Genomic DNA, 26,293 nt, shown 5'->3' on the forward strand with positions numbered 1-26,293 from the left:
CGGGACCGCAGCACCATGGACCGCGATGCCGACGACCAACGACGACGCCCCCGCCCCCCGCGCCCGCCGACGACTCGGGCGCGGGCCGAGCGCGGGAACGCCGGAACCGGAGACGCCGGTAGCGCCGGAGGCCACCGAGGAGCCGGCGGCCCCAGAGGCCCTGGTGGAGCCCGAGCCCGTCGAGGTGCCGAAGAGCCCGGAAGCCTCCGGGACTCCGGTCGTCACCGAGACCTCGGAGATCGCGCAGGCCCCGGAGACCCCCCAGACCCCCCAGACCCCGCAGGTCCCGAGTGCGGCGGCCGGCGCCGGTGAGACCTCCGGGGAGGCCGGTGACGGGAGGTTCACCCTCCGGCTCGAGAACTTCGAGGGGCCTTTCGATCTCCTCCTCCAGCTGATCTCCAAACACAAGCTGGACGTCACCGAGGTCGCGCTGTCCAAGGTGACCGACGACTTCATGGCGCACATCCGGGCCATGGGGCCGGACTGGGACCTGGACCAGACCACCGAGTTCCTGGTGGTCGCGGCCACGCTGCTGGACCTGAAGGCGGCCCGGCTGCTGCCCGTGGCCGAGGTGGAGGACGAGGCGGATCTCGCGCTCCTGGAGGCCCGCGACCTGCTCTTCGCCAGGCTGCTCCAGTACCGCGCGTACAAGCGCATCGCGGACATCTTCAGCGACCGGCTGGCGGACGAGGCACGGCGCCACCCCCGTACCGTCGGGCTGGAGCCGCAGTACGCCGAGCTGCTGCCCGAGGTCGTCATCAGCATCGGTGCCGAGGGGTTCGCCCGGCTCGCGGTCAAGGCGATGCAGCCCAAGCCCAGGCCGCAGGTCTACGTCGACCACATTCACGCCCCGTTGGTGAGCGTGCGGGAGCAGGCCGGGGTGGTGATGGCCAGGCTGCGGGAGGTGGGCGAGACCACCTTCCAGGAACTGGTCGCGGACGCGGCGGACACCCTCACCGTCGTGGCGCGCTTCCTGGCCCTCCTGGAGCTCTACCGCGAGCGGGTGGTGGACCTGGACCAGGCGGAGGCTCTTGGAGCGCTGACGGTGCGCTGGACGGGCGCGGAGGGGGCCGCGCCGCGGGTCACGGACGAGTTCGACCGTGATCCGCAGGAGCGGGCCGCCGCGGAACAGTCCTCCGGGACGGCACGGTCCGCAGAAGCGGCACAGGACGGGCGAGCGGAAGAGGAGAGGACATGAGTGGCGCGGCCGGTGGCGGAGCGCACGACACCGCCGAGGCGTACGACATCACGGAGGCCGGTGCGGACGGTGGCGTCCCCGGGCAGCGTCCCGGGGCGCCGGCCGGGGCGCTGGGCGTCGCCGAGCTGGAGCTGAAGCCCGCGCTGGAGGCCGTGCTGATGGTCGTCGACGAGCCGGCGACCGAGGAGCACCTGGCCAGAGTGCTGGAGCGGCCCCGGCGCGCGGTCGCGCTGGCACTGCGCGAGCTGTCCGACGACTACGCGCGCCAGGGCCGTGGTTTCGATCTCCGTCTGGTCGCCGGCGGCTGGCGTTTCTACTCCCGCGCCGAGTACGCGGACGCCGTGGAGAGCTTCGTCCTCGACGGCCAGCAGGCCCGGCTCACCCAGGCCGCATTGGAGACTCTGGCCGTGGTCGCGTACCGTCAGCCGATCAGCCGTTCCCGCGTCTCGGCCGTTCGCGGGGTGAATTGTGACGGCGTGATGCGCACGCTCCTCCAGCGCGGCCTGGTGGAGGAGGCGGGGACGGAACCCGAAACAGGTGCGATCCTGTACAGGACGACGACTTACTTTCTGGAGCGGATGGGCCTGCGCGGCCTGGACGAGCTCCCCGAGCTCGCACCGTTCCTTCCGGAGGCGGACGCGGTCGAGGGCGACTCCGCGGAAGGTATCCCGTCGTTCGACGTAGACGACAGCGGCGACTCTCAGACGGATCATTGATGCGAAGCAGCGGCAGGAACAACAGGGACAGCGGGCGGGGCAACTACCGCGGCGCGGGCAACCAGCGGGACGAGAAGCAGCAGCGCGCTGGCCGCCCCCGTCCTGAGGAGCGCCGCTACGACGTCGGCGGAACCAGCGGTTCCGGTGGCTCGTCGGACCGCAAGGACGAGCGCAGGGGCGGCGGCCCCAAGAGCGGCGCCCCGAAGAGCGGTGCCCCCAAGTCCGGCGGCAGCCGGGGCGCGGCCGCCCGTGGCGGTGCCAAGGGTGGTCCCCGTACGGGCGCCGCTTCCAAGGGAGGCCCCGGCGGCAAGAGCGGCGGCCCCCAGCGCGGCCGCGGTCAGGCGCCGGCGCGCCCCCGTGAGTACGACGCCCAGATCGAGGAGCGCAACCGCGCGCGGCACAGCAAGCCACAGGTCAAGACGCCCAAGACGTTCGGCGAGCAGGAGGGCGAGCGGCTCCAGAAGGTGCTGGCCCGGGCCGGCATGGGCTCGCGGCGGGCCTGTGAGGAGCTGATCGACCAGGCGCGCGTCGAGGTCAACGGCAAGGTCGTCATGGAGCAGGGCGTCCGGGTCGACCCGGAGAAGGACGAGATCAAGGTCGACGGCCTGACCGTCGCCACCCAGTCGTACCTCTTCTTCGCGCTGAACAAGCCGGCCGGCGTCGTCTCCACGATGGAGGACCCTGACGGCCGCCAGTGCCTCGGTGACTACGTCACCAACCGCGAGACCCGGCTCTTCCACGTCGGCCGGCTCGACACCGAGACCGAGGGCATCATCCTGCTCACCAACCACGGTGAGCTGGCGCACCGGCTGACGCACCCGCGCTACGGCGTCAAGAAGACCTACCTGGCCGCCATCCAGGGCCCGCTCCCGCGCGACCTGGGGAAGCAGCTCAAGGACGGCATCCAGCTGGAGGACGGCTACGCGCGCGCGGACCACTTCCGGGTCGTCGAGAACACCGGCAAGAACTACCTCGTCGAGGTGAGCCTCCACGAGGGCCGCAAGCACATCGTGCGCCGGATGCTCGCCGAGGCCGGCTTCCCGGTCGACAAGCTGGTGCGGACGGCGTTCGGCCCGATCTCCCTGGGCGACCAGAAGTCGGGCTGGCTGCGCCGGATGACCAACACCGAGGTCGGCATGCTGATGCGCGAGGTCGAGCTGTAGGCGAGGTTCGCGCGCGGGGTCCCCTCCTGTACCCGCCCGCCCCCCGAAGGGGGGTGGGTGGAGGGGAAACCCCGGGAAGCCGACCTCTGGCCCGAACTCCGGCGGCCACGCCGTCCCGGCCGGCCGCGCCCCTCCGAAAACCCTTGCAGCACCCCCTCCCCACCCCTTAACGTCACCATGACGATTAAGGGGTGGTTTTTCATGGGGTCCACGGGGGCGACGCGTTCCGCCGCGACCGGCGCGCTGATCGGACTGGCGCTCGGTGACGCGCTGGGCTTTCCGACCGAGTTCCAGGACGTGCCGTCCATCGTGGCCGGATACGGGCCGTGGCGGCAGCTGGCGCTGCCCGATCCGGCCCTGGTGACCGACGACACCCAGATGACGCTGGCGCTGGGACGTGCGCTGCGGACGGCGGCGCAGAGCGGCGAGCTCACCGCGGGCCGCCTGGTCCCGCCGGCCCGGGAGGAGTTCGTCGCCTGGTGGCGCTCGCCCGACAACAACCGGGCGCCGGGCGCCACCTGCCTGCACGCCTGCGAGCTGCTCAGCGACCGCGACCTGCCCTGGGCCCGGGCGAGCCGGACCGGGTCGAAGGGCTGCGGCGCCAACATGCGGGTCGCGCCGGTCGGGCTCGTGCCGGGCCTGACCCCGCAGCAGCGCTCCGGCGCCGCCCAGCTGCAGTCCGCGCTCACCCACGGGCACCCCACCGCGCTCGCCGCCGCCGACCTGACCGCGTACGCGGTGCGCGCCCTCGCCGACGGCGCCCGGCCCGGCGCACTGCCCGCCCTGCTGCGCGCGTACGCCCGCGAACAGCGCACCGTCTACCGGAAGGACTGGCTCGGCGACCTGTGGCAGCACGCCCAGGACCCGTCCGCGACGGCCTTCATCACCCGCGGCTGGGACGACTGCCTGGGCGTCCTGGACCGGCTGGACGCCGCCCTCGCCGCCCCGGACCCCGAGGCCGACCCCTGCCTGGCCACCGGCGCCGGATGGATCGCGGAGGAGGCGCTGGCCACCGGGCTGCTGTGCTTCCTGCTCTTCCCCGGCGAGCCGCTCACCGCGCTGCGCCGGGCCGCCTGCACCTCCGGCGACTCCGATTCGATCGCCTGCCTCACCGGCGCCTTCGCGGGCGCCCACCTGGGGCCGGCGGCCTGGCCCGAGGAGTGGGCCGCCCGGATCGAGTACCGCGAGGAACTGCTGGCCCTCGGGGCGGCATGGGATGCCTGAGCGCACAGGGGCGGGGGAGCGGGACGCCGTCCTCCGGGCGGCCGGGCTGCCCGCCGTCGACCTCGCGGCCGTGGTCGCCGAGCAGGACGACCCGCTGGTCTTCGCGACCGTCTCCGGAGCCCACCTGTAGGACCCGGTCTCGCACGACCTGCGGAAGTTCGCCCGGCTTCTCCTGCGCCGCAACGGTTACGTACTGGAGCAGCTGCTGTCCCCGCTGGTCGTCCACACCACCGACCTGCACCGGGAGCTGATCGCGCTCGCCCCGGACCTGCTGACGTCCCACCACGCCCACCACTACCGCGGCTTCGCGCTGACCCGGTGGCGGCTCTTCGAGAAGACCGGCGAGCTGAAGCCGCTGCTGTACACCCTGCGGGTGCTGCTCACCGGTATCCACCTGATGGACAGCGGCCGGGTGCTGCCCCATCTGCCCACCCTGGTGGCGGAGTTGGCCGCGCCCGCCTACGTACCGGAGCTGATCGCGGCCAAGGCGGCGGCCGAACACGGCCCGGCCGGGGACGTGGTGGACCCCGGCCGGCTGCGTACGGACATCGAGGCGCTGCACGCCCGGCTGGACGCCGCGCAGGCCGCGACCGCACTGCCGGACGCCCCGGCGGCCCGTGACGCGCTGCACGACCTGATCGTGCGGGCCCGTCCGGACGGTGCCGTCGCGCCCACCGGCCGCCGGGCCGCGGCCTCAGCGGAGCGCTGACGCCCGCCGGGCCCGGAAGAGGAAGTCCGCCACCCGGGCCCGGTCCGGCTCGGCCGGCAGCGGCGAACCGGACACCGCCGCGTCGGCCTCCTCGGACAGCTGCGCCATCCGCCGCTCGACCGCGTCCCAGGCCACCTCGCCCCGCTTCACCGCGAGCAGCTCCTCGCGTGCCGGACCGACGTCCAGCGTGAGGACGCCCGTCCGCAGCAGGTCGCGGGCGCAGGCCAGCAGGCGCAGCAGATGCATGGCGTGCTTCCAGCGGGGCGCGCCGTGCTGCCGTACGTCGGCCCGGAGCTGCTTGAGCTGGCCGACGGCGTACCCGGAGAAGGTGCGATGGGCCTGCCGGGACAGGAAGGCGCCGCGCAGGGTGACCAGCTCCGTGCCGGTGGCGTCGATGCGTTCCACGAAGGGGGAGTGCAGGCATTCCAGGACCGTGGGGTTGGCCCGCAGCGCCAGCTGGCAGAACCGTTCCAGCTCCCAGGAGAACTCCTCCTCGCGGGGCCCCTCCACATGCGTCGGCGGTTTGTCGAACCCCCAGAAGAGGCGGGTCGGCGCGAGGAACACCCCGCGCCGGTCGGTGTCGCTGCTCTCCGTCGCCAGGCCGAAGGCCCGTGAGCCCATCACACAGCCGTAGACGGTGTGCTCGGCGACCAGCGAATGACCTGCGGCGGCTTCGGACATGGCGGCGATTGTGGCTGGTGGGCCGGGCGTGTGTCACCAGGTTTCGGCCGGCGGATTGTGCCGGCGCGGGCGGCCCGGTCGCCGTCGGTGGGCGCTGCGTCACCGTCCGCGCCGCGACCGTTCCGGCTCGTCCCGCGGTCACCCGTCGCGTACGGAATGTCAGTGCGGCTCGTTACGCTGATCAGTGCGCGCACAGGTGCGTGACGCGGCACACAACGCAAGGGGAGCAGTGACGTGGCGGTACGAGCGGTCCGCGGGGCCGTCCAGCTGGAGCGGGACGACGCGGAGCACATGCAGGAGCAGGTCGGCGAGCTGCTGACCGCCATCCTGGAGCGCAACGGGCTGCTCGCGGACGACCTGATCAGCGTCTGGTTCACCGCCACCCCGGACCTGCACAGCGACTTCCCGGCCGCCGCCGCCCGCGCGCTGGGGATCACGGACGTCCCGCTGATCTGCGCCCAGGAGCTCGCCGTCGCCGGCGCCATGGAGCGGGTGGTGCGGGTGCTCGCCCATGTCGAGACCGGACTGTCGAAGGCCGGGATCGCCCATGTCTACCTCGGCGCGGCCGCAGGTCTGCGAAAGGACATCGCCCAGTGAGGACCGCACTCGTCATCGGAACGGGCCTGATCGGCACCTCCGCCGCGCTCGCGCTCCACGCCCGCGGCGTCCAGGTCTACCTGGAGGACCACGACCAGGCGCAGGCCCTGACGGCCGCGGCGCTGGGCGCCGGCATCGCCGAGGCGCCCCCTGAGCCGGTCGACCTGGCCATCGTGGCCGTCCCCCCGGCCCATGTCGCCGCCGCGCTGGCCGGTGCCATCCGGCGCGGGGCGGCCCGGGCGTACATCGACGTCGCCAGCGTCAAGGGCGGCCCGCGCCGCGAGCTGGAGGAGCTGGGCTGCGACCTGAGCGGCTACCTCGGGACGCACCCGATGGCCGGCAAGGAGCGCTCCGGCCCGCTGGCCGCCACCGCCGACCTCTTCGAGGGCCGCCCCTGGGTCCTCACCCCGACGCCCGGCGGCGACACCGAGGTGCTCAATCTCGCACTGGAGCTGGTCGCGCTGTGCCGGGCCGTCCCCGTGGTGATGGACGCGGACGCCCACGACCGGGCCGTCGCGCTGGTCTCGCACACCCCGCAGCTGCTCTCCAGCCTCGTCGCGGCCCGCCTCAAGGGCGCCGACGAGACCGCGGTACGCCTCTGCGGCCAGGGCATACGGGATGTGACGCGGATCGCCGCCTCCGATCCCGGCATGTGGATCGACATCCTCTCCGCCAACCCCGGCCCGGTCGCCGACGTGCTGGCCGAGATCGCCGCCGATCTCGACGAGACGGTACGGTCCCTGCGCGCCCTGGAGTCCGCCGACGAGGACAAGCGCGGCGGCGGCGCGACCGGCATCGAGGACGTGCTGCGGCGCGGGAACGCCGGCCGCGAGCGGGTCCCCGGCAAGCACGGCGCCGCCCCCGCCTCCTACGAGATCGTCGCGGTGTACATCGGCGACCAGCCCGGCGAGCTGGCCCGGATCTTCGCCGACGCCGGCCGGGCCGGGGTCAACATCGAGGACGTCCGCATCGAGCACGCCACCGGCCAGCAGGCGGGCTTCATCCAGCTCATGGTCGAGCCGCAGACGGTGCCGGCGCTCACCGCGGAGCTGCGGGAGCGGGGCTGGTCGATCCGGCAGTGACACCGTGGACGGCGCCGTCCGGGTGAGCCAGTAACCTTGTGCGAGGCCCTTATGGCCCTTGGACCCCCGCCCCGTGTACAAGAAAGGTGTTCGTCACCGTGGAAACCGCCGCTCGGACCGCCCCGGCTGCAGTGATTGTCGCCATCGACGGTCCCGCAGGCACGGGCAAGTCCAGCACGTCCAAGGCCGTGGCCGCCAAGCTGGGCCTCGGCTACCTCGACACCGGTGCCCAGTACCGCGCGATCACGTGGTGGATGCTGAACAACGGCATCGACATCAAGGACGCGACGGCCGTCGCCGACGCCGCCGCCAAGCCCGTGATCGTCTCCGGCACCGACCCGGCCGGCCCGACCATCACGGTCGACGGGCTGGACGCCGCGGGCCCGATCCGCACCCAGGAGGTCACCGCCGCGGTCAGCGCCGTCAGCGCGGTCCCCGAGGTGCGGGCCCTGATCACCGACCTGCAGCGCTCCATCGCCGCCTCGGCGCCGCGCGGCATCGTCGTCGAGGGCCGGGACATCGGCATCACGGTCCTGCCGGACGCCGACCTCAAGGTCTTCCTCACCGCCTCCGCCGAGGCGCGGGCGGCCCGCCGCAGCGGCGAGCTCAAGGGCAAGGAGGCCACCGACCTGGCCGCCACCCGCGAGGCGCTGATCAAGCGGGACGCCGCCGACTCCTCCCGGAAGACCTCCCCGCTGGCCAAGGCGGACGACGCCGTCGAGGTGGACACCACCGACCTGACGCTGGAGCAGGTCATCGAGTGCGTGGTCACCCTCATCGAGGGCGTCAGCGCCGAAAAGGCGGGACTCGCGCGGTGACCGGCGCCGGCGGGGTGCCGTCCGAGGCCGGCGCCGCGGTCGGCCGGCGGATCGGCATCGGTCTGATGTACGGGCTGTGGCGGCCGCGGGTGCTGGGCGCCTGGCGGGTGCCGTCGGCCGGGCCGGTGATCCTTGCCGTCAACCACTCGCACGGCATCGACGGCCCGATGCTGATGGGCACCGCGCCCCGGCCGGTGCACTTCCTGATCAAGAAAGAAGCCTTCGTCGGCCCGCTGGACCCGTTCCTGCGGGGCATCGGGCAGCTGAAGGTGGACCGCAGCGCCGCCGACCGCAAGGCGATCACCGACGCGCTCGGGGTGCTGGCGCAGGGCGGGGTGCTGGGTATCTTCCCCGAGGGCACCCGGGGCGAGGGCGACTTCGCCTCCCTGCGGGCGGGCCTGGCGTACTTCGCGGTGCGCTCCGGCGCCCCCGTCGTGCCGGTGGCGGTGCTCGGCGGCAAGGACCGGCGCAGCCGGCTGTCGCCCGCCGTACCGCCGCTGCGCACCCGCATCGACGTGGTCTTCGGCGACGCCTTCGAGGCGGGCGACGGGAGCGGCCGGCGCACCCGTAAGGCGCTCGACGAGGCGACCGTACGGATCCAGGAGCGGCTGACCGCCCACCTGGCGGAGGCCAGGCGCCTGACCGGGCGCTGACCGACACTTGAGTAGTGGGCCGCGGACGAGCGGCCCACCGATGATGATGAACGAGGAACGGACTTCATGAACGACCAGATCCCCACCGGCGACGAGCACGGTGCGCTTGGCGACGCCGAGTACGCGGAGTTCATGGAGCTCGCCGCGGAGGAGGGCTTCGACCTGGAGGAGGTCGAGGGCGACATCGCCGCGGCCGGCCACGGTCCGCTGCCCGTCCTCGCCGTCATCGGCCGCCCCAATGTCGGCAAGTCGACTCTGGTGAACCGCATCATCGGCCGCCGTGAGGCGGTCGTCGAGGACAAGCCGGGCGTCACCCGCGACCGCGTCACCTACGAGGCCGACTGGAACGGCCGCCGCTTCAAGGTCGTCGACACCGGCGGCTGGGAGCAGGACGTCCTCGGCATCGACGCCTCCGTCGCGATGCAGGCCGAGTTCGCCATCGAGGCGGCCGACGCGGTGGTCTTCGTCGTCGACGCCAAGGTCGGCGCGACCGACACCGACGAGGCCGTCGTCAAGCTGCTGCGCCGGGCCGGCAAGCCGGTGGTGCTGGTGGCCAACAAGGTCGACGGCCCCTCGGGCGAGGCCGACGCCGCCATGCTGTGGTCGCTGGGCCTCGGTGAGCCGCACCCCATCTCCGCGCTGCACGGCCGCGGCACCGGCGACATGCTGGACGCCGCCCTGGAGGCACTGCCCGAGGCGCCCGCGCAGACCTTCGGCCAGACCGTCGGCGGCCCCCGCCGGATCGCGCTGATCGGCCGCCCCAACGTCGGCAAGTCCTCGCTGCTGAACAAGGTCGCCGGCGAGGAGCGGGTGGTCGTCAACGAGATCGCCGGTACCACGCGCGACCCGGTCGACGAGATGATCGAACTGGGCGGCAAGACCTGGAAGTTCGTGGACACCGCCGGCATCCGCCGCCGGGTGCACCTCCAGGAGGGCGCCGACTACTACGCCTCGCTGCGCACCGCGGCGGCCGTGGAGAAGGCCGAGGTCGCCGTCGTCCTGATCGACGCGTCCGAGTCCATCAGCGTCCAGGACCAGCGCATCATCACGATGGCCGTGGAGGCGGGACGCGCCCTGGTCATCGCCTACAACAAGTGGGACACCCTCGACGAGGAGCGCCGCTTCTACCTGGAGCGGGAGATCGAGCGGGACCTCGTCCAGATCCCGTGGGCGATGCGGGTCAACGTCTCCGCGCGCACCGGCCGCCACATGGAGAAGCTGGTGCCGGCGATCGAGACCGCGCTGTCCGGCTGGGAGACGCGTATCCCCACCGGGCGGCTGAACGCCTTCCTCGGCGAGATCGTCGCCTCTCACCCGCACCCGATCCGCGGCGGCAAGCAGCCCCGCATCCTCTTCGGCACCCAGGCCGGCACCAAGCCCCCGCGCTTCGTCCTCTTCGCCTCCGGCTTCCTGGAGGCCGGCTACCGCCGCTTCGTCGAGCGCCGTCTGCGTGAGGAGTTCGGTTTCGACGGGACGCCGATTCACATCTCGGTGCGGGTGCGGGAGAAGCGCAGCAAGAAGAAGTAGCGGCCGCGGGCCCGGGGCCCCGGGCGGGGTCCGGAGTTCGTCGGTTCCGGCTGTGGGTCAGCGACTGTGCGGGCGGGCGTCGCGCTGGCCCGGGGGGAGGGCCGGCAGGTGGCCCCGGGCGTGGTACGGCTGGCGGCCGATGACCTCCCAGTGCCCCGCGGCCGCCGGCGTACGGCTCCAGCCCCCGGTGCCGCGCAGCACCTCCGAGGTCTCCGGCTCGTCCGTACGGTCCCCGGGCAGGGCCCGGAAGGAGCGCCGGTACTCGGCGTACAGCTCGTCGTAGATCGGGGTGGCCGAGCCGCGGTCCGTCGTGTGCGACGGTCCGCGCTCGTGCGACGGGCGCATGCCGGGGATCGGGTGGGTGTACGGGGCGCGGGAGGAGGGGTCGTATGCGTGCACGTATGTGCCAACGACCCCGATCCCCGTGGGATGCGGCTTTCGTGCGGAAATGGCCGATCGCGAGGGCATGACCGGCCGGATCGGCGGCCCTGCCCCCGCGATCGGGTGCTGTGTGACTGTCAGGTGCCGGCGAGCGGCATCGTCGCGGCGACCAGGGCGCCCTTGGCGGCGGCCTCCTCCAGCGCCTGCCGCATCAGGTCCTCGCGGGGCTGGTGGCCGATGGTGCCGGCGGGGGCGGCGTACATCAGTACGGTGTGGGCCTTGTTGGCCGCGGCGCGCCAGCCGTCGGAGACCGCCAGCGGCTGGTGGGCCTGCCACCAGGCCGCTTGGCTGCCGGGCGTGCCCGGCTGGAGGACGGCGTGCAGCTTGCCCATCGCCAGCAGGGCGGACCAGCCCGGGTTGAGGGCGGGGAGCTGGTTCATGTCCGTCACCGGGTGGAAGCCCTGCTCCAGGAGAAGCGGCAGGAAGTCGTCGTCCAGGCTGGTCGAGCCGGGGCGGGCGATCGGGCCGTCCGGCTCGACCACCAGGGCCGGGCGCAGATCGCCCTCGACCAGCACCAGACCGCAGGTGATCCCCAGGGTCGCCTGGCGCTCGCTGGTGGGGGCCGGGGTGGCCGGCGAGGGGTTCGATCCGGGCGTACGGGGGGCGGCGCCCTCACCGGTGATGGAGCGCACGGCTCCTTGGAGCTGCTCCTCCGATACCGGAACGACCTGCGAGGGGATGCACGTGGCGTGGGCGAACGCGAGCACCGCGGTCTCCTCGCCCACGAACAGGACGGTGCTGGTGCGCTCCTGCTCGCTGTCACCGGGGGTCCGGCAGGAGGTGCAGTCGTAGCTGCCGGGGGCGTCGCCACCGGCCAGCAGGCGGTCGGCTTCTTCGTCGCCGATCTCGGCGCGAACGTCGTCGCTGACGTCGAGCATGCGCGGCACGGGTGGCTCCTCGATCTCTGTGCGTCTGCCGGGGGGTCTCCCGACTCGTACCAGGACAACGGGTGACCTGCGGCAGGAGTCACGCGACGACGGGAACAGAATCGAACCAATCCGCGCACAGTGGGAAACTACGGAAAGGCGCTCAACAAGCGGTCACCTACCGTCAGCTTTCGCGCAGAAAATGGCGCAGTTGGCGGCGTTCCATACACCGGAGCGGGTGGGACGGGGGCTTGAAGGGCGTGGCGCGCTGGCCCACGGCGGGCTGCTGCTTACCGTCACCGGCTATGTCGGACACATCTTCGGCGCCACGGCGCTTCGTGGGATCCGTCGGGCTGCTCACCGCCGCGGCCGCCGCCCTGGTCCTCTCCCTGCCGGGTGGCGCGGCCGCCGACGGGCCGAAGGGGGACGGCGCGCCCCCTGCCGGCGACAACAGGGCGCGGCACGCCTGCGCCGGTGAGCTGTGGCCCTGGGGCTGCCTCGCCGAGTGCGAGAGCAGCGGCGACTGGCACATCAACACCGGCAACTCCTTCTACGGCGGTCTGCAGTTCTGGCAGCCCACCTGGGAGGCGTTCGGGGGTCTCGCCTTCGCCCGGCGGGCCGATCTCGCCAGCCGTGACGAGCAGATCGAGATCGCCAAGAGGGTGCAGGCCGCCCAGGGGTGGGGCGCCTGGCCGGTGTGCGCCAGACGCTACGGCCTGACCGGCGACACCGATGAAGGCAAGGACGGTGGGAAGTTCAGTGCCAAGGGCAGCGGGAAGAGCAGCGGCAAGGGGAGCGAAAAGGCCCCCGGGAGCGGCGGCGGCAGTCACAGCGGCCGCACATACCGCGTCCGGCACGGGGACACGCTGGGCAGCATCGCCCACAGATTGCACCTCAAGGGCGGCTGGCGGACCCTGTACAAGGCCAACAGGCATGCGCTCGGCGGGAACCCGCACCGCCTGGTGGCCGGCATGAGACTGACGCTCCCTCAGGGGCGCACGGGCGGCGGCAAGGTGGCCGCCAAGGTCGTGATCGTCGGCAAGGACCTCGCGAAGGACGCCGGCACGGGCGCTGGGGTGAGCACCGACAAGCCGGCGGAGAAGCCGGCCGAGAAGAAGCCCGACGCTCCGGTGGAGAAGCCGGCCGAGAAGAAGCCCGACGCTCCGGTGGAGAAGCCGGCCGACAAGGTGCCTGACGTACCGGCGACCAAGGCGCCCGATGCGGCGTCCGCCGCGCCCGCGGACAAGGCCCCCGACAAGAAACCCGACGTACCGGTGGTCCAGCCGGCCGACAAGGCGCCCGACGTACCGGCGACCAAGGCGCCCGATGCGGCGTCCGTCACGTCCGCCGACAAGGCTCCCGACAAGGCGCCTGAGAAGGTCCCCGACAAGCCTGCGCCCGTGGGTACTTAGGCGGCCCGGACGGGGAATCGGGGGTTCAGGTTCCCTGCTTCTGTTACCGATGTCCTCACTCTTTCGGAACATCTTGGCGAAAGCCCCCAACCCGGAACCGCGGGGCGAGGTCTTTGCGTTCAGTGAGTGGGGCCTGTCGTGCGGACGGGGAGTGCGATGTGGTTCCCAGGGGCGCTGGAAAGACCGGGAGACCAGGGGACACGGGGACGGATGCACATCTCATTCCTGATTCACAATGCCTACGGCATCGGGGGGACGATCCGGACCACGTTCAACCTGGCCGGGACGCTCGCCGAGCGGCACGACGTCGAGATCGTGTCCGTGCTGCGCCACCGCGACGCCCCGGTCTTCGACCTCGGCCCCCGCGTCGCGCTGCGGCATCTCGTGGACCTCAGGGAGTCCGGCCCGTCCGGTGACGGCGCCGACCCGGCGCACGCCCGGCCCGCCAAGGTGTTCCCCGCCGCCGAGGGCCGCTACGGGCAGTACAGCGAGCTCACCGACCGCCGGATCGCCCAGCACCTGCGCCGGACGGAGGCCGATGTGGTGGTCGGCACCCGGCCGGGGCTGAACGTCCACATCGCCCGGCAGACGCGCCGCGGGCCGGTCCGGGTCGGGCAGGAGCACCTGACCCTGGACAGCCACAGCCGGGCGCTCAAGCTGGCGCTGCGCGGCGCCTATCCGCGGCTGGACGCGGTCACGACCGTCACCGAGGCCGACGCCCTCGCCTACCGCCGGACGCTCCGGCTGCCCGGCGTACGCGTCGAGGCGGTGCCCAACAGCGTTCCCGCCCCCGGCCTGCCGCCCGCCGACGGCAGCGGCAAGTGGGTCGTCGCGGCCGGCCGGCTCGCCCGCGTCAAGCGCTACGACGTGCTCATACAAGCCTTCGCGCAGGTCGTCGCCGAGCGCCCCGACTGGCGGCTGCGGATCTACGGCGGCGGCGCGGAGAAGGCTGACCTGCGCGCCCTGATAACCGAACTCGGCCTGTACAACCACGTCTTCCTGATGGGTCCGGCCAGCCCCCTGGAGTCCGAGTGGGCCAAGGGCTCGATCGCCGCGGTCTCCTCCAGCCTGGAGTCCTTCGGGATGACGATCGTCGAGGCGATGCGGTGCGGGCTGCCGGTGGTGGCCACGGACTGTCCGCACGGGCCGGGCGAGATCATCACCGACGGGGTGGACGGCACGCTGGTGCCGGTCGGCGACCCCGGCGCGCTGGCCGGTGGGCTGCTCACGCTCATCAACGACGACGCGGCCCGGACACGGATGGGCGCCGCCGCGCTGGCCTCGTCCGCCCGCTTCGACCCCGGCCGGATCGCCGGCCGCTACGAGGCGCTCTTCGGTGAGCTGCTCGCGCGCCGCCGCGCCAGCCGGCTGCGCGGCAGCCTGCACCGCGCCCGGGGCGCCCTGCTCAGCGGCGCCTACGCCACCAAGGACGCGGCCCGCGCCGCACTGAGAGGGGTGCGGACGGCATGACCGCGTCGAGCGAGTTGACCATGACCGGAGAAGAGATGAAGGAGTCGGCCGCCATCGAGCAGGAATCCGCGGCGGGAGCGGAGCCCGGCGGCGCCGGGCTCCGGGCGGTGCCCGGGAGCGAGAAGGACGGACGCGCGGACGGAAGCGGGACGGACGGGGCGGCGCCCGGTGAGCTGCGCGCCGACTGCATAGCGGACTCCGCCGGCGGCCTCACCTTCGACCTGACCGCCCCTCAGGGCACCGCCGTCGCCTGGAGCGCGGCGTTGGTGCTGCGGCTGCGTGGCGGCGACGGCGCGGACGACGAGGTGCGGCTGCCGCTCGGACCGAACGGCGCCGGCCGGCTGCGCGCCGTGCTGCCCAGCACCGTCGCGCTCGCCGAGGGCCGCTGGAACGCCTACGCCGACCTCGGCGACGGCCGCGATCCGCGCCGGCTGCTGCCGGGCGTCAACGACCTGCGGTCGCTGGTGGACCGCCGTCCGCTGGCGGGCGTCGGGCGGCTCGGCGTACGGATCCCGTACGCGACCAAGTTCGGCAATCTCGCGCTGCGCAGCTGGCTGCGCGGGCCGCATGCGGAGGCGGGCGACCTGCTGGTGGCGCCGGACGGGGTGACCGTCACCGGCCGTCTCTACGGCGCCGTGCCGGCCGCCGGAGCCCGCGCCGAGGCACGTGCCCGGCGCACCCCCGGGCCGGACGGCGAGCCGGATACCGTCAGTGTGCCGCTGACCGTCGAGGGGCCGGACTTCACCTTCACCCTGCCCTACGAGGAGCTGGCCGGCCGCTGGGAGAGCGGCAGCGAGCCCTGGGACCTGTGGCTGCGGCCCGCCGAGGGTGCCCGGCCGGTCCGGATCGCCCGCCTCCTGGACGACGTCGCGGACAAGAAGCAGGTCTTCAGCTATCCGGCGCTGGCGGTGCCGTGCGGGGCGACGCAGGTCAGGGTCGGTCCGTACTACACGCTCGACAACGACCTGGCCGTACGGGTCGCCGGGCCCGCCGGGGACTGACGCCCCGGCGGAGTCCCGTTGCGCCCCGAGGACCGGAGCGCCCTCACAGGGCGGGGGCATCGAGGACCGTAGCTGTCCGCGAGGGCTGCGAGACTCGGGGCATGTTGGAGACCTCGGCACGTCTGCTGCGCCTGCTCTCGCTCCTGCAGGCCCATCGGGAGTGGTCCGGCGCGGAACTCGCCGACCGCCTCGCCGTCACCCCGCGCACGGTCCGCCGGGACGTCGACCGGCTGCGCGAGCTGGGCTACCCCGTCCACTCGGCACCCGGCACGGCCGGCGGCTACCGGCTCGGCGCCGGGGCCGAGCTGCCGCCGCTGCTGCTCGACGACGAGGAAGCGGTCGCGGTCGCCGTGGGGCTGCGCACCGCCGCGGGCGGCGGCGTCGAGGGCATCGAGGAGACGTCCGTACGGGCGCTGGCCAAGCTGGAGCAGGTGCTGCCGCACCGGCTGCGGCGCCGTGTCGGGGCGCTCACCGCCTTCACCGTGCCGATGCCCAGCGGCGGCCCCCGCGTCGACGCGGAGGTGCTCACCGAGCTGGCGCACGCCTGCCGGGACTCCCGGCAGCTGCGGTTCGACTACACCGCTCACGGCGGGACGGTCTCCGGCCGCACCGTCGAACCGCACCGGCTGGTCTGCGCCCAGCGCCGCTGGTACCTCGTGGCCTGGGACACCGGCCGCGAGGACTGGCGCACCTACCGCGTCGACCGCATCGTCCCCACCCCGCCGCACGGCCCCCGCTTCACGCCCCGCACGCCGCCCGCCGAGGACCTCGCGGCCTATGTCTCGCAGGGCATCTCCACCCGCGTCTACGCCCGGCAGGCCACCGTCCTGCTGCACGCCTCGGTGGAAGAGGCCGCGGCACACATCAGCCCGTCGGCGGGCGTGCTGGAGGCCGTCGACGAGGGGCGCTGCCTGCTGCGGACCGGGGCGCACACGCTGGAGATGATGGTGGTCCACCTCGTGATGACCGGTTTCGACTTCGAGGTCCGCGAGCCGCCGGAGCTGGTCGACCGGCTGCGGGAGATCAGGGACCGGCTCTCCCGGGCACTGGGGTGACGCACCGGCGCGGGGCGCCGGCCCGGCGGCCGTCGCGGGCGGTCCGCAGGGCCGGGGGTGGGCCACGGTGAAGTGTCCGTGATCCGGCGGGCTGGGCGATGTGCGGAAAATGTGTGTGGAGTGTGTCGCGTTGGCCAATTCTCGTCCGGCTGATTAAAGGGCCGGGGTAAAGGGAATCCGGCACTGACGCAGGATTAATTTCGGACTGCGCTCCGCCCGGTCCGGGACGGCCATGCCCGTTCCGTGTTCGATCAAGGCGGAATTCCGGCCGGTTTATTTTTCCACCCGGTTGCCCCGTCACTCGGCGCGTACGGGTGACGGAAGTCCCGGCAAACCCGGGAACGCGCGCTGTGACACAAGTGTGACCATCGGCGGACCGGATAGTCATCGAGGTGTGCGATGGGCGGCCCTTCCGCGGGCCCGGGCGGGCGCCTACGGTGGCTGCCATGGCTGATGTACCGAACCTTCCGGACAACCCTCAGGACGACGTCGAGACGTACGTCGGCCTCGGTCGGCAGGACGCCGAGGAGCTGGCCAGAGCGCGTGGCTGGAGCACCGTCCGCTCGCTGCCGCCGGGCGCGATCATCACGATGGAGTACGTAGCGGGCCGCCTCAACTTCGAGGTGAAGGACGACACGGTGCACCGCAGCTGGCCGGGCTGAGCCCCGCTCCCGACCCGTACCGACGACTGCCGACGACGAAGGCCCCGGCCGCTCCAGGAGGAGCGGCCGGGGCCTTCGTGGCGGGGCGGGGATGTGCGTACCGGCCCCGCGGTCGGTGGGGCGGTCAGCCGCCGGTGTTGCGGCCGCGGCCGGAGGCCGGGCTCAGCGGCGTGGTGACCGGCCCCGCGGTCGGTGGGGCGGTCAGCCGCCGGTGTTGCGGCCGCGGCCGGAGGCCGGGCTCAGCGGCGTGGTGCGCGGTACGCGGTCCGCGTGCGGCGGCCGGCGGCTGCCCGCCGGGGTGACCGGGGTCCGCTCCGAACGCGTGGTGTGCGGCCGCGCCGGGTGGTGCGGCCAGCCGTCCGGGGCGCGGCTGGCGGCGCGGGGCGCGGCGCCGATGGCCTCGCGTACGAGCACCTCGCCATCGGGGGCGATGCGCTGCCGCGACAGCCCGGGGGCCAGCGCGTCGGCCGGCAGCGGGCCGCGCAGCGAATCGGGGCGCAGCCGCAGCCACAGCCGCAGCAGGATGCCCATCAGGCGGTCCTCCACCCAGGTGATGCCGGGCTCCAGCCACGGCATCGCCAGCAGCACCAGCAGGCCGGCGGCCCAGCCCAGCAGCACGTCGCTCACCCAGTGCGTGCCCAGGTAGACGGTCGTCATGCCGACGCCCAGCGCGCCCAGCGCGGCGATCACCGACAGCGTGCGGCGGCGCAGCGGGGTGGTCGCCAGGTAGGCCAGCACGCCCCAGGTGACCACGGCGTTCGCGGTGTGACCCGAGGGGAATATGTCGCCGCCCAGCCACATCTCGTTGGAGCCGACGGTCGTCGCGTAGTGCGGGCCGAGCCGGCTCATGCCGAGCTTGGCCGCGCCCACGGTGATGTTCAGCAGCAGCAGTGAGGCGCCGAGCACCAGCAGCGGGTGGAGGTTGCGCTGGCGCCAGCAGCGCCAGCCCAGCCAGGCCGCCACCGCCACCGCGGTCGGCCCGCGCTGCCCCAGCACGACGAAGTAGTCGAGGAAGGCATGGATCGAAGGCCATTGCTTGTACGGCCTGAAGAACATGACTTGCCAGTCGAAGGTGACCAGCCATGAAGTGGCCAGCACTCCGACCACGATCGCCGCGTACACCGCCAGCGTGCCGCCGAACAGCCACAGGCGGGTCCGGGTCATCTGGGGTGGCCGGGCACGATCGGTCGGGCGCTCCTCCATCTGGTCGAGCTTCTCATCGGTACGCACTCAATCGACGTTACCGCGTGTGATGTAGGCGCTTGGTCAAACTGTGCGCTTTGTAATGACGATGTGATGTGGAATGCGTCTCAAACGAGGCTTCGCCGCTGGGATTTGGAAGGGAATTCCTGGCGATTCTCAATCCCTTCCGCGCGGTCGCGTGTCGGCCTGCTCAGCGCGTTATCTGCTTTTCTCCGGGGGAGTTTATCCGTCATTTGCCCGGGTGTCGTGCACCGTTTCCCCGGGGCGGGCGGCGGCGGAAGGGGGCCGGAGCAAAGATGATCATGGCGGGCCGGATCCGTTCAGCCAGAACGCCCCGTAGGCCGCGGAGGCCACCGCCACCACCCCGATGACCAGCCAGGAGCGCACCGGACGGCACCGTGCGAGCGCCGCCGCCGGCGGCAGCAGCAGCGGGTAGGCCGGCATCATCAGCCGCGGCTTGGAGCCGAAGTAGCCCTTGGCGGTCAGCGCGAGCAGCAGCACCACCCCGCCGTAGACGGTCAGCGGCAGCGGCTCGCCCTGCCGCACGCCGCGGACGTACAGCCAGATCACCAGGCCCACGCCGATCAGCAGTCCGAGCCCGGCCGGGAAGGCGGGCCCGGACAGCTGGTGCCAGACGAAGGCACCGAACGCGAGGCCGCCGTCGAAGCCGTTGCCCCAGCCGCCCTGGACGTCCAGGTATCCGGTGAGCGAGCCCTGCCGCGCGCCGACCCAGAGGAAGTAGCCGCACCAGCCGAGGGGCGCCACCAGGACGCCCGGCAGCAGGCCCGGGCGCGCCCGCAGCGCGGCCCGCACCCCCGTGCCGCCGGCCCGCTCCCGCGCCTGCCACAGCGTCACCGCCGCGGTGATCCACACCGCCGCGACCACCGCCGCACCCACCGGCCGGGTCAGCCCGGCCAGCGACGCCAGCACCCCCGCCGCCACCCAGCGGCCGGTCATGACGCAGTACACGCCCCAGGCCGCGAGCGCGGTGAACAGCGCCTCCGAGTACGCCATCGACTGCACGATCCCCACCGGGAGCGCGGCCCACAGCGCCGCCAGCGCGACCCCGCCCCGCGGCCCGTACAGCCGCTCGCCCGTCGCGTACAGCGCCCAGGCCGCGGCCAGCGACGCCAGCCAGGCCACCGCCATCCCGGCGTCCGCGGGCGACAGCGGGGAGAGTGCCGACAGTCCGCGCTCCAGCCACGGCAGCAGCGGGAAGAACGCCAGGTTGGAGTGGACGTCGCCGTTCGGCAGCTGCACCGCGTAGCCGTAGCCCTGCTCGGCGACCCGGGTGTACCAGAGCGAGTCCCAGCGGGCGGTCAGCAGGGTGTGCCAGTTCTTGCCGTCCGCCGCCGACCACACGGCCAGTACGGCCAGGCCCAGGCCCCGGATCGCCGCGTAGGCCGCCAGCGCGGGTGCGGCGCGGCGCAGCGCGGCCCGTACGCCCGGTGTGCCGGGGGCGTCGCGCAGGGCCGGGCCGGGAACGGCGGCGGCGGCAAGATCGTTCATCCGGACGATTATCCCTGTGGCCGGAGAACGCCCGACGGCCGCGGGTGGGGGAACGGATGGCGCTGCGATGAGCGTCTCATCGTGAGGTGAGCCACGCGGCACATGTGGGGACTCGCGTAGTCTGACGTCTCAACTCGCCCGTGCCGCCGGTTCCCCCGGGGCGTTTTCGCGCCCTGATCCGTGGCCGCGAGAGCATGACTGGAGGTGCTGCATGTCCGGGACGACCGCGTCCGGCAGTGGACGGACCGCTGGTGTTCCCCGGCTTTCAAGCGGCGGTGTGAATCGCTGGACCGTGCTGATCGTGCTCTGCGTCAGCCTGCTCTTCGTCGCGCTGGACACCACGATCCTGTACGTCGCCGTGCCGTCGGTCACCGAGGACCTGCGCCCGGGGCCGGTGGAGCTGCTCTGGATCGTCGATGTCTACCCGCTGATCGCGGCCTCGCTGCTGATCCTCTTCGGCACCCTCGGCGACCGCGTCGGCCGCCGCCGCATCCTCCTTCTCGGCTACGGCCTCTTCGGCCTCGCCTCGGCCGCCGCGGCGCTCGCGCCCAATCCGCAGATCCTGATGGTGGCCCGTGCCCTGCTCGGCATCGGCGGCGCGATGATCATGCCCGCGACGCTGTCGATCCTGCGGCAGGTCTTCCCGGACCGGCGCGAGCGCGCGGTCGCCATCGGCGTGTGGAGCGCGGTGGCCGCGGTCGGCGCCGCGGTCGGTCCGGTCCTCGGCGGCTTCCTCGTCGAGAACTTCTGGTGGGGCTCGGTCTTCCTCATCAACATCCCGATGATGGCCGCGATGCTGCTGATAGGCCGGTGGCTGCTGCCGGAGTCGCGCGGTGAGCGCAACGGCCCCTGGGACGTGATCGGCGCGATCGTCGCGGCGCTCGGCGTGCTGGGCGTCGTCCTCGGCGTCAAGCGGATCGGCAGCGGTGCCGCGGTGGTCGGCCCGACCACGCTGCTGCCCATCGTCCTCGGCGTCGCGCTGCTGATCCTCTTCGTACGGCGCCAGCGTCGCCGCGAGCACCCGCTGATCGACATGCGGCTGTTCGCCCGGCCCGCGTTCGGCACCTCCGTCGGCTGCATCGTGCTGGCCATGCTCGCGCTGGTGGGCCTGCAGCTGATCGCCGTGCAGTACCTCCAGCTGGTCCTGGGTCTCAGCCCGCTGGAGACCGGTCTGCGGATGCTCCCGCTGGTCTTCGCCGCGATGGCCGCCGGCCTCACCGGCTCGAAGATGCTGCAGGCCCTCGGCCCGCGCGCGATGGTCTCGCTGGGCTTCGTGCTGACCGCGGCCGCGGTGCTCTGCCTGACCGCGATGTCCGCCGACGACCGCGTCTGGCTGCTGTCCGGCGGCTTCGTCCTGCTCGGCTTCGGCTTCCAGTCCACGCTTTTCGGGGCGTACGAGTCGATGCTCAGCGAGGCCCCAGCCGAGCAGTCCGGCGGCGCCGCCGCCCTCGGTGAGACGTCCTACCAGCTCGGCGCCGGCATCGGTGTCGCGCTGCTCGGCAGCGTCATGAACGCCGCCTACGCGCCGGGCCTGGCTCATGTCGGGGGCGTCGCCGACAAGGCGTCCCGGTCGGCCTCGCACTCCCTCGGCGAGGCGTACAAGGTGGCCGCCGGCCTGGAGCCGGCCGCCAGGGCCGCGCTGCGCGAGGCCGCCCGGGACTCCTTCGTCCGCGGGCTGCACGTCACCCTCGTCGCCAGCGCCGTGCTGCTGCTGGTCGGCGCGGGGATCGCGCTGCGGCTGCCGCGGCGGGCCGCGGAGTCCACCGAGCGCGCGGAGGCCGAGGGCGAGGCTGCGCAGGCCGAGGGCCCGGCGGCGGGCGCCGGGCGGGGCAGCGGTGAGCCCGCCCGGGCGACCTCCGGCCGCTGAGCCGCCTCACCGCTCGTTCCCTTTCCTGTCTTCGTCCTGCCGCGCGGCGGGTGACCCTTGCCGCGCGGGGGCGCGGGCCGTACCGTCGGACGCGCATAACTACCACTGCTAGTTTTACGCGCGCTGAACCCGCCGGAGGCCCGCCATGCCCGCCCAGCCGTCCTCAGCTTCCTCCGCTGCCTCTCCCGTTCCGCCGTTCGATCCCGGCGACCCCCTGGGCCTCGACGATCTGCTCAGCGACGAGGACCGTGCGGTCCGCGACACCGTCCGGCAGTGGACCGCCGACCGGGTCCTGCCGCACATCGCCGAGTGGTATGAGGCGGGCGAACTGCCCGGCATCCGCGAACTGGCCCGCGAACTCGGCTCGATCGGCGCGCTCGGCATGTCCCTGACCGGCTACGGCTGCGCCGGCGCCTCGGCCGTCCAGTACGGCCTGGCCTGTCTGGAGCTGGAGGCCGCCGACTCCGGCATCCGCTCGCTGGTCTCCGTCCAGGGCTCGCTCGCGATGTACGCGATCTGGCGCTTCGGGTCGGAGGAGCAGAAGCAGCAGTGGCTGCCGCGGATGGCGGCCGGCGAGGTCATCGGGTGCTTCGGCCTGACCGAGCCCGACCACGGCTCCGACCCGGCCGGGATGCGGACGTACGCCAAGCGGGACGCTGGGGGTACCTCCCGCTCGAGCGGAGCCGAGAGTGGGGGAGACTGGGTGCTCACCGGGCGCAAGATGTGGATCACCAACGGCTCGGTGGCCGGTGTCGCGGTGGTCTGGGCCCGGACCGACGAGGGCATCCGGGGCTTCGTCGTCCCCACCGACGCACCCGGGTTCGCCGCCCCCGAGATCAAGCACAAGTGGTCCCTGCGCGCCTCGGTGACCAGCGAACTCGTGCTCGACGAGGTGCGGCTGCCGGCCGACGCGGTGCTCCCCGGGGTCATCGGCCTGCGCGGCCCGCTCGGCTGTCTGAGCCACGCCCGCTACGGCATCGTCTGGGGCTCCATGGGGGCCGCCCGCGCCAGCTTCGAGGCGGCGCTCGACTACGCGAAGACGCGGGAGCAGTTCGGCAAGCCGATCGGCGGCTTCCAGCTCACCCAGGCCAAGCTCGCCGACATGGCCGTCGAACTGCACAAGGGGATTCTGCTGGCCCATCATCTGGGGCTGCGGATGGACGCGGGGCGGCTGCGGCCCGAGCAGATCAGCTTCGGGAAGCTGAACAACGTGCGGGAGGCGATCGAGATCTGCCGGACCGCGCGGACGATCCTCGGCGCCAACGGGATCTCGCTGGAGTACCCCGTCATGCGGCATGCGACCAACCTGGAGTCCGTGCTGACCTACGAGGGCACCGTCGAGATGCACCAGCTGGTGCTGGGCAAGGCACTCACCGGTCTGGACGCCTTCCGGTGAGCGGCCCCGCCCTCAGCTCTGGTCGCTGCGGCCCCCCGGGGTGACCCCCGGGCCCCGGCCGGAGGCATCGGGACCCCGCTCGTTCGCGTCGGGGTCCCGGCTCAACTCTGGTTGAAGAAGCCGCCGTTGCGGTGGTCGCGGGACTCGCCGCTGAGCACCTTGTAGTCGGCGGGGGTGAGGAGGAAGACGCGGGTGGCGACGCGCTCGATCGATCCGCGCAGGCCGAAGGTCAGGCCGGCGGCGAAGTCCACCACGCGCTTGGCGTCGGCGGACTCCATGGCCGTCAGATTGACGATCACCGGGACGCCGTCGCGGAACAGCTCGCCGATGCCGCGGGCGTCCCGGAAGCTCTCCGGGGTGACCGTGGCGATGCGGGTGCCCTGGTCCTGGGCGGTCTCGTCGGCCACCTGCACCCGGGGGTCGGTCACCCAGGGGCTGCTGCCGCCCGCGTCACCGGCGCCGGGTCCTTCGGCGTAGTCGTCGTCGTAGTAGCGCTCGTCATCACTGTCGTCGACGAGCCCCAGCCAGGCACTCGCCTTGCGTACCGATCCCATTGACGCCTCCTCTCACCCGCGTGTCTTGGTGTCCTGCCCCCTATCGTCGTTCATCAGGCCAAGGGAGTGCCAAGTGGATAGCCGCCGCACGGGGGGTTCGTGACACATCTGGTGCAAAGAGGGTGGCGCACCATCAGCTTGCGCGCCGGGCAAGGAAACTGACAGTACGAAGAACATCACAGTCGGTACCCGACCGGGTGATGCCGAGTGATGACGGCATCTGGTCGCGGCGGGTTCGCATCCGCCCGGACCACCCCGCGCACGGGACCAGGGCAAATGCCAGAGGTCTCCGCACCGGGTGTGCGCCGGAGCCCGGCAGGCGGGGTCGCGGCCGCATGTACGGGAGCTGATCCGGCGTCGGGTTCCGGTGCGCGCGGGGGACCGGCCTCCCTCGAAAGGGGGGTTTGCGGATGATCGGACAAAGCGGGACTGCGGCGGTGCCGGGCCGGGGCGCGTTCCCCGGAACGGGGTGGTGGCCCGGCCCGGCTCACTTGACCTCCGGCGGGCTGATCCGCGAGGTGGCGATCGCCGACGGGCCGGTGCCCCACTTCTTCAGGATCCGGTCGTAAGTGCCGTCCTTCTTGAGCCGGTTGACCGCGGCCCGGACGGCGGGCGCCAGCGGGGTGCCCTTCTTGAAGGCGAAGCCGACGTCGAGCCGCTTGAACTCGTTGAGGAACCGCAGCCCCGGTTGCTGCTTGACGGCGTAGCGCAACCCGTTGATCGTGCTCATCACCACGTCGCTGCGGCCCTGCTGGAGCGAGATCCACAGGGCGCCCTGTTCGGCGTAGGTCTTGACGTCGTACGGCTGCTTGCCGGCCTCCTTGCACAGGTGCGCGTTCTCCTCCAGCGTCGTCTCGAAGGTGGTGCCGGCGCCGGTGGCGACGGTCAGTCCGCACAGCTGCCGCAGTGAGGTGACCTTCCTGAGCGGGCTGTCCTCGCGGGCCGCGAAGCCCTGCCCGTCGTTGACGTAGGTGACGAAGTCGATGGTCCTCCGGCGTTCGTCGGTGACGCCGAAGTTGCCGGTGCCCAGGTCGTACTTGCCGCTGCCGAGGGCCGGCAGGATCGCCTCGAAGCCGGCCACCTCCCGCTTGATCCGGACGCCGAGGACCTTGCCGACCGCGTCCGCGAAGTCGATGTCCTGGCCGGCCAGGGTCCTGCCGTCGGGAAGGTAGGTGGCGGAGGGCGGGCTGCCGACGCTGGAGGCGAGGGAGAGGCTGCCGCGGGCGCGGACGCCGGCGGGCAGCAGCTTCGCCGCCGCCGGGTCCTTCTTGACGCCGGAGACCACGTCCGTGGTGGGGATCCGGGCCGTGGCGGCGGCCGGTCCGGTGCCGTCCGACGGGTCGCCCGAGCCGCAGGCGGTGAGCGCCAGGGCGGCGGTGGCCAGGAAGGCCGCGGCGCGCAGTGCGGTGGCGCGGGGGGTGCTGGTGGTCATGGGCGCGGAATCTCCAGATGCTTGACGAACGGCAGCGGGCCGATCGACTCCGGGGGGACGGACAGGTCGAACAGGGGCCGGTAGCCGGCGGCGAGGTACAGGCCCTTGGCCTCGGGCTGGCGCGGGCCGGTCGTCAGGTACACGCGGGAGTAGCCGTGGGCGGCGGCGTCCTCCTCCAGGGCGGCCAGCACCCGCCGGCCCAGCCCGCGGCGCCGGTGCGCGGAGTGCGTCCAGATCCTTTTGAGCTCGGCGGTACGGGCGTCGTAGCGGCGGTACGCGCCGCCGGCGACCGGGGCGCCGTCCGCCAGGAGCAGCAGGAACGCGCCTCCGGGCGGGGCGAACTCCTCGGCCGGGTACTCCCGGCTCAGATCGACGGGTCTGGCGTAGCGGGTGCTGTACTCATGGGTCAGCTCGTCCAGCAGCGGGCGGGCGAGTGGGTCGGCGACGGTGGTGCGACGGATCGTCAGCCGGGCCGGCCACGGCGGCCGGGGCGTGGTGGTCATCGGGCCGCCGCCGCGGAGGCCGGGGGACCGGCACAGTCCGACCCGGCGTCCGGAAGCGCGCGTTCCGCGGCCTCGTGGAGCCGGTCGGGCGGGGCGAGGAGGTGCCCGGACCGTGCGGCCGGGGCGTTGTCGAGCGGGATCGTGACGCCGAAGTGCATACCGCGCCCTTCTGCGAGCGGGGAGGAAGAGGACACAAGGGTGGCAAGGCGGGAGGACGGGGGACGGCGGATGCCGGTGGAGCGAGGGGAGGGTGCGCCGGACGGGCGGCGCGAGGTGTGAAGGCGCGCGGTTGACGGAGGTGCGGAAGAGCGAGAACCGCGAAACGGCCCGGCCTCAGGGGCAACGGGCGTCAGGGCAGGGCGTCAGCTCAACAGGACGACGACCACACGCGACCGAAGTCGATGTGGTCACGGGTGACCAGCCGCTGCCATGCATACATGCGGCTAAGTGGAACAGGCATCCGTTTGCCCGTCAACTGTCAGATGCTGTGACGCCCACAGTGTGGACACCCTTGACAGCGGGGCGTGTTCACTCCATAGCATCAAGAGGCGGTC

General features: G+C 73.0%; 25 protein-coding genes and 1 pseudogene. 17 read left to right on the forward strand and 9 right to left on the reverse strand.

Annotation, left to right across the window (positions count from 1 at the left end):
- Positions 1-25: 25 nt before the first annotated feature.
- From OO62_RS11125 to OO62_RS36400, 5 genes and pseudogenes are all read left to right on the forward strand, one after another.
- Complete coding sequence (locus tag OO62_RS11125) at positions 26-1,198, forward strand: segregation and condensation protein A (RefSeq protein ID WP_033267159.1); 1,173 nt, start codon at positions 26-28, stop codon at positions 1,196-1,198.
- Positions 1,195-1,914, forward strand: coding sequence for an SMC-Scp complex subunit ScpB (gene scpB / locus OO62_RS11130; protein WP_033267160.1), 720 nt, complete (start codon positions 1,195-1,197; stop codon positions 1,912-1,914). The genes OO62_RS11125 and scpB overlap by 4 nt, the downstream gene beginning before the upstream one ends.
- Positions 1,914-3,077: a pseudouridine synthase gene (locus OO62_RS11135; protein WP_033267161.1), complete on the forward strand. Its 1,164-nt coding sequence runs from the start codon at positions 1,914-1,916 to the stop codon at positions 3,075-3,077. Before scpB ends, OO62_RS11135 begins: the two co-directional genes overlap by 1 nt.
- A gap of 201 nt (positions 3,078-3,278) precedes the next feature.
- Positions 3,279-4,301 (forward strand): ADP-ribosylglycohydrolase family protein, encoded by a 1,023-nt coding sequence (locus OO62_RS11140; RefSeq protein ID WP_033267162.1) that lies wholly within the window; start codon positions 3,279-3,281, stop codon positions 4,299-4,301.
- A pseudogene (locus OO62_RS36400) lies at positions 4,294-5,010 on the forward strand (nucleotidyltransferase domain-containing protein). The gene OO62_RS11140 and the pseudogene OO62_RS36400 overlap by 8 nt, the downstream one beginning before the upstream one ends.
- Here OO62_RS36400 and OO62_RS11150 read toward each other — a convergent pair.
- Complete coding sequence (locus OO62_RS11150; RefSeq protein WP_033267163.1) at positions 4,996-5,691, reverse strand: nucleotidyltransferase domain-containing protein; 696 nt, start codon at positions 5,689-5,691, stop codon at positions 4,996-4,998. The pseudogene OO62_RS36400 and the gene OO62_RS11150 sit on opposite strands and share 15 nt — an antisense overlap.
- A 234-nt stretch (positions 5,692-5,925) precedes the next feature.
- Here OO62_RS11150 and aroH point away from each other — a divergent pair, with 234 nt between their 5' ends.
- From aroH to der, 5 genes are all read left to right on the forward strand, one after another.
- The gene (aroH, locus tag OO62_RS11155; protein ID WP_033267164.1) at positions 5,926-6,288 is read left to right on the forward strand and encodes a chorismate mutase; all 363 of its coding nucleotides are present in this window, start codon (positions 5,926-5,928) and stop codon (positions 6,286-6,288) included.
- On the forward strand, positions 6,285-7,370 hold the full coding sequence (locus tag OO62_RS11160; protein ID WP_033267165.1) for a prephenate dehydrogenase: 1,086 nt from the start codon (positions 6,285-6,287) through the stop codon (positions 7,368-7,370). Before aroH ends, OO62_RS11160 begins: the two co-directional genes overlap by 4 nt.
- An 86-nt stretch (positions 7,371-7,456) precedes the next feature.
- Positions 7,457-8,188: a (d)CMP kinase gene (gene cmk / locus OO62_RS11165; RefSeq protein ID WP_033267166.1), complete on the forward strand. Its 732-nt coding sequence runs from the start codon at positions 7,457-7,459 to the stop codon at positions 8,186-8,188.
- On the forward strand, positions 8,185-8,841 hold the full coding sequence (locus OO62_RS11170) for a lysophospholipid acyltransferase family protein (protein WP_033267167.1): 657 nt from the start codon (positions 8,185-8,187) through the stop codon (positions 8,839-8,841). The genes cmk and OO62_RS11170 overlap by 4 nt, the downstream gene beginning before the upstream one ends.
- Positions 8,842-8,907: 66 nt before the next feature.
- On the forward strand, positions 8,908-10,368 hold the full coding sequence (gene der, locus OO62_RS11175; protein WP_033267168.1) for a ribosome biogenesis GTPase Der: 1,461 nt from the start codon (positions 8,908-8,910) through the stop codon (positions 10,366-10,368).
- A 57-nt stretch (positions 10,369-10,425) separates the two neighbouring features.
- On the opposite strand, the gene OO62_RS11180 is transcribed toward der, so the two are convergent.
- Together OO62_RS11180 and OO62_RS11185 are read right to left on the reverse strand one after the other, a co-directional pair.
- Positions 10,426-10,767, reverse strand: coding sequence for a hypothetical protein (locus tag OO62_RS11180; RefSeq protein WP_033267169.1), 342 nt, complete (start codon positions 10,765-10,767; stop codon positions 10,426-10,428).
- Positions 10,768-10,886: 119 nt separating this feature from the next.
- On the reverse strand, positions 10,887-11,696 hold the full coding sequence (locus tag OO62_RS11185) for a hypothetical protein (protein WP_033267170.1): 810 nt from the start codon (positions 11,694-11,696) through the stop codon (positions 10,887-10,889).
- Between the two features lie 284 nt (positions 11,697-11,980).
- Between OO62_RS11185 and OO62_RS41675 the strand changes: the two genes are divergently transcribed.
- The 5 genes from OO62_RS41675 to OO62_RS11210 all read left to right on the forward strand — a co-directional run bounded on the left by OO62_RS41675 (position 11,981) and on the right by OO62_RS11210 (position 17,275).
- Positions 11,981-13,087 (forward strand): transglycosylase family protein, encoded by a 1,107-nt coding sequence (locus OO62_RS41675; RefSeq protein WP_164993291.1) that lies wholly within the window; start codon positions 11,981-11,983, stop codon positions 13,085-13,087.
- Positions 13,088-13,297: 210 nt separating this feature from the next.
- On the forward strand, positions 13,298-14,557 hold the full coding sequence (locus OO62_RS11195; protein ID WP_033267171.1) for a glycosyltransferase family 4 protein: 1,260 nt from the start codon (positions 13,298-13,300) through the stop codon (positions 14,555-14,557).
- Positions 14,554-15,558: a hypothetical protein gene (locus tag OO62_RS11200; RefSeq protein WP_033267172.1), complete on the forward strand. Its 1,005-nt coding sequence runs from the start codon at positions 14,554-14,556 to the stop codon at positions 15,556-15,558. The genes OO62_RS11195 and OO62_RS11200 overlap by 4 nt, the downstream gene beginning before the upstream one ends.
- Before the next feature lie 101 nt (positions 15,559-15,659).
- Positions 15,660-16,613 (forward strand): helix-turn-helix transcriptional regulator, encoded by a 954-nt coding sequence (locus tag OO62_RS11205; RefSeq protein ID WP_033267173.1) that lies wholly within the window; start codon positions 15,660-15,662, stop codon positions 16,611-16,613.
- A gap of 446 nt (positions 16,614-17,059) precedes the next feature.
- Positions 17,060-17,275: an I78 family peptidase inhibitor gene (locus OO62_RS11210; RefSeq protein WP_033267174.1), complete on the forward strand. Its 216-nt coding sequence runs from the start codon at positions 17,060-17,062 to the stop codon at positions 17,273-17,275.
- A gap of 201 nt (positions 17,276-17,476) precedes the next feature.
- Here the strand turns inward: OO62_RS11210 and OO62_RS11215 are convergent, their stop codons facing one another.
- Together OO62_RS11215 and OO62_RS11220 are read right to left on the reverse strand one after the other, a co-directional pair.
- Complete coding sequence (locus OO62_RS11215) at positions 17,477-18,505, reverse strand: phosphatase PAP2 family protein (RefSeq protein ID WP_033267175.1); 1,029 nt, start codon at positions 18,503-18,505, stop codon at positions 17,477-17,479.
- 273 nt (positions 18,506-18,778) lie between these two features.
- Positions 18,779-19,987 carry a glycosyltransferase family 39 protein gene (locus OO62_RS11220; protein WP_033267176.1) on the reverse strand — a complete coding sequence of 403 codons (1,209 nt, stop codon included), beginning with the start codon at positions 19,985-19,987 and terminating at the stop codon, positions 18,779-18,781.
- A gap of 211 nt (positions 19,988-20,198) precedes the next feature.
- Between OO62_RS11220 and OO62_RS11225 the strand changes: the two genes are divergently transcribed.
- Positions 20,199-21,854: an MFS transporter gene (locus OO62_RS11225; protein WP_077192066.1), complete on the forward strand. Its 1,656-nt coding sequence runs from the start codon at positions 20,199-20,201 to the stop codon at positions 21,852-21,854.
- A 145-nt stretch (positions 21,855-21,999) separates the two neighbouring features.
- Positions 22,000-23,250, forward strand: a complete 1,251-nt coding sequence (locus OO62_RS11230; RefSeq protein WP_033267178.1) for an acyl-CoA dehydrogenase family protein — start codon at positions 22,000-22,002, stop codon at positions 23,248-23,250.
- Between the two features lie 101 nt (positions 23,251-23,351).
- Here OO62_RS11230 and OO62_RS11235 read toward each other — a convergent pair whose 3' ends face one another.
- From OO62_RS11235 to OO62_RS39550, 4 genes are all read right to left on the reverse strand, one after another.
- Complete coding sequence (locus tag OO62_RS11235) at positions 23,352-23,804, reverse strand: cell division protein SepF (RefSeq protein ID WP_033267179.1); 453 nt, start codon at positions 23,802-23,804, stop codon at positions 23,352-23,354.
- Between the two features lie 487 nt (positions 23,805-24,291).
- A complete protein-coding gene (locus OO62_RS11240; protein WP_033267180.1) occupies positions 24,292-25,236 on the reverse strand; it encodes an ABC transporter substrate-binding protein in 945 nt (314 codons plus the stop codon).
- A complete protein-coding gene (locus OO62_RS11245; RefSeq protein ID WP_033267181.1) occupies positions 25,233-25,739 on the reverse strand; it encodes a GNAT family N-acetyltransferase in 507 nt (168 codons plus the stop codon). Before OO62_RS11245 ends, OO62_RS11240 begins: the two co-directional genes overlap by 4 nt.
- Positions 25,736-25,897: a hypothetical protein gene (locus OO62_RS39550; RefSeq protein WP_157850135.1), complete on the reverse strand. Its 162-nt coding sequence runs from the start codon at positions 25,895-25,897 to the stop codon at positions 25,736-25,738. Before OO62_RS39550 ends, OO62_RS11245 begins: the two co-directional genes overlap by 4 nt.
- Positions 25,898-26,293 lie beyond the last annotated feature (396 nt).

The organism is Streptomyces lydicus, assembly GCF_000717345.1.
Taxonomy (GTDB): domain Bacteria; phylum Actinomycetota; class Actinomycetes; order Streptomycetales; family Streptomycetaceae; genus Streptomyces; species Streptomyces lydicus.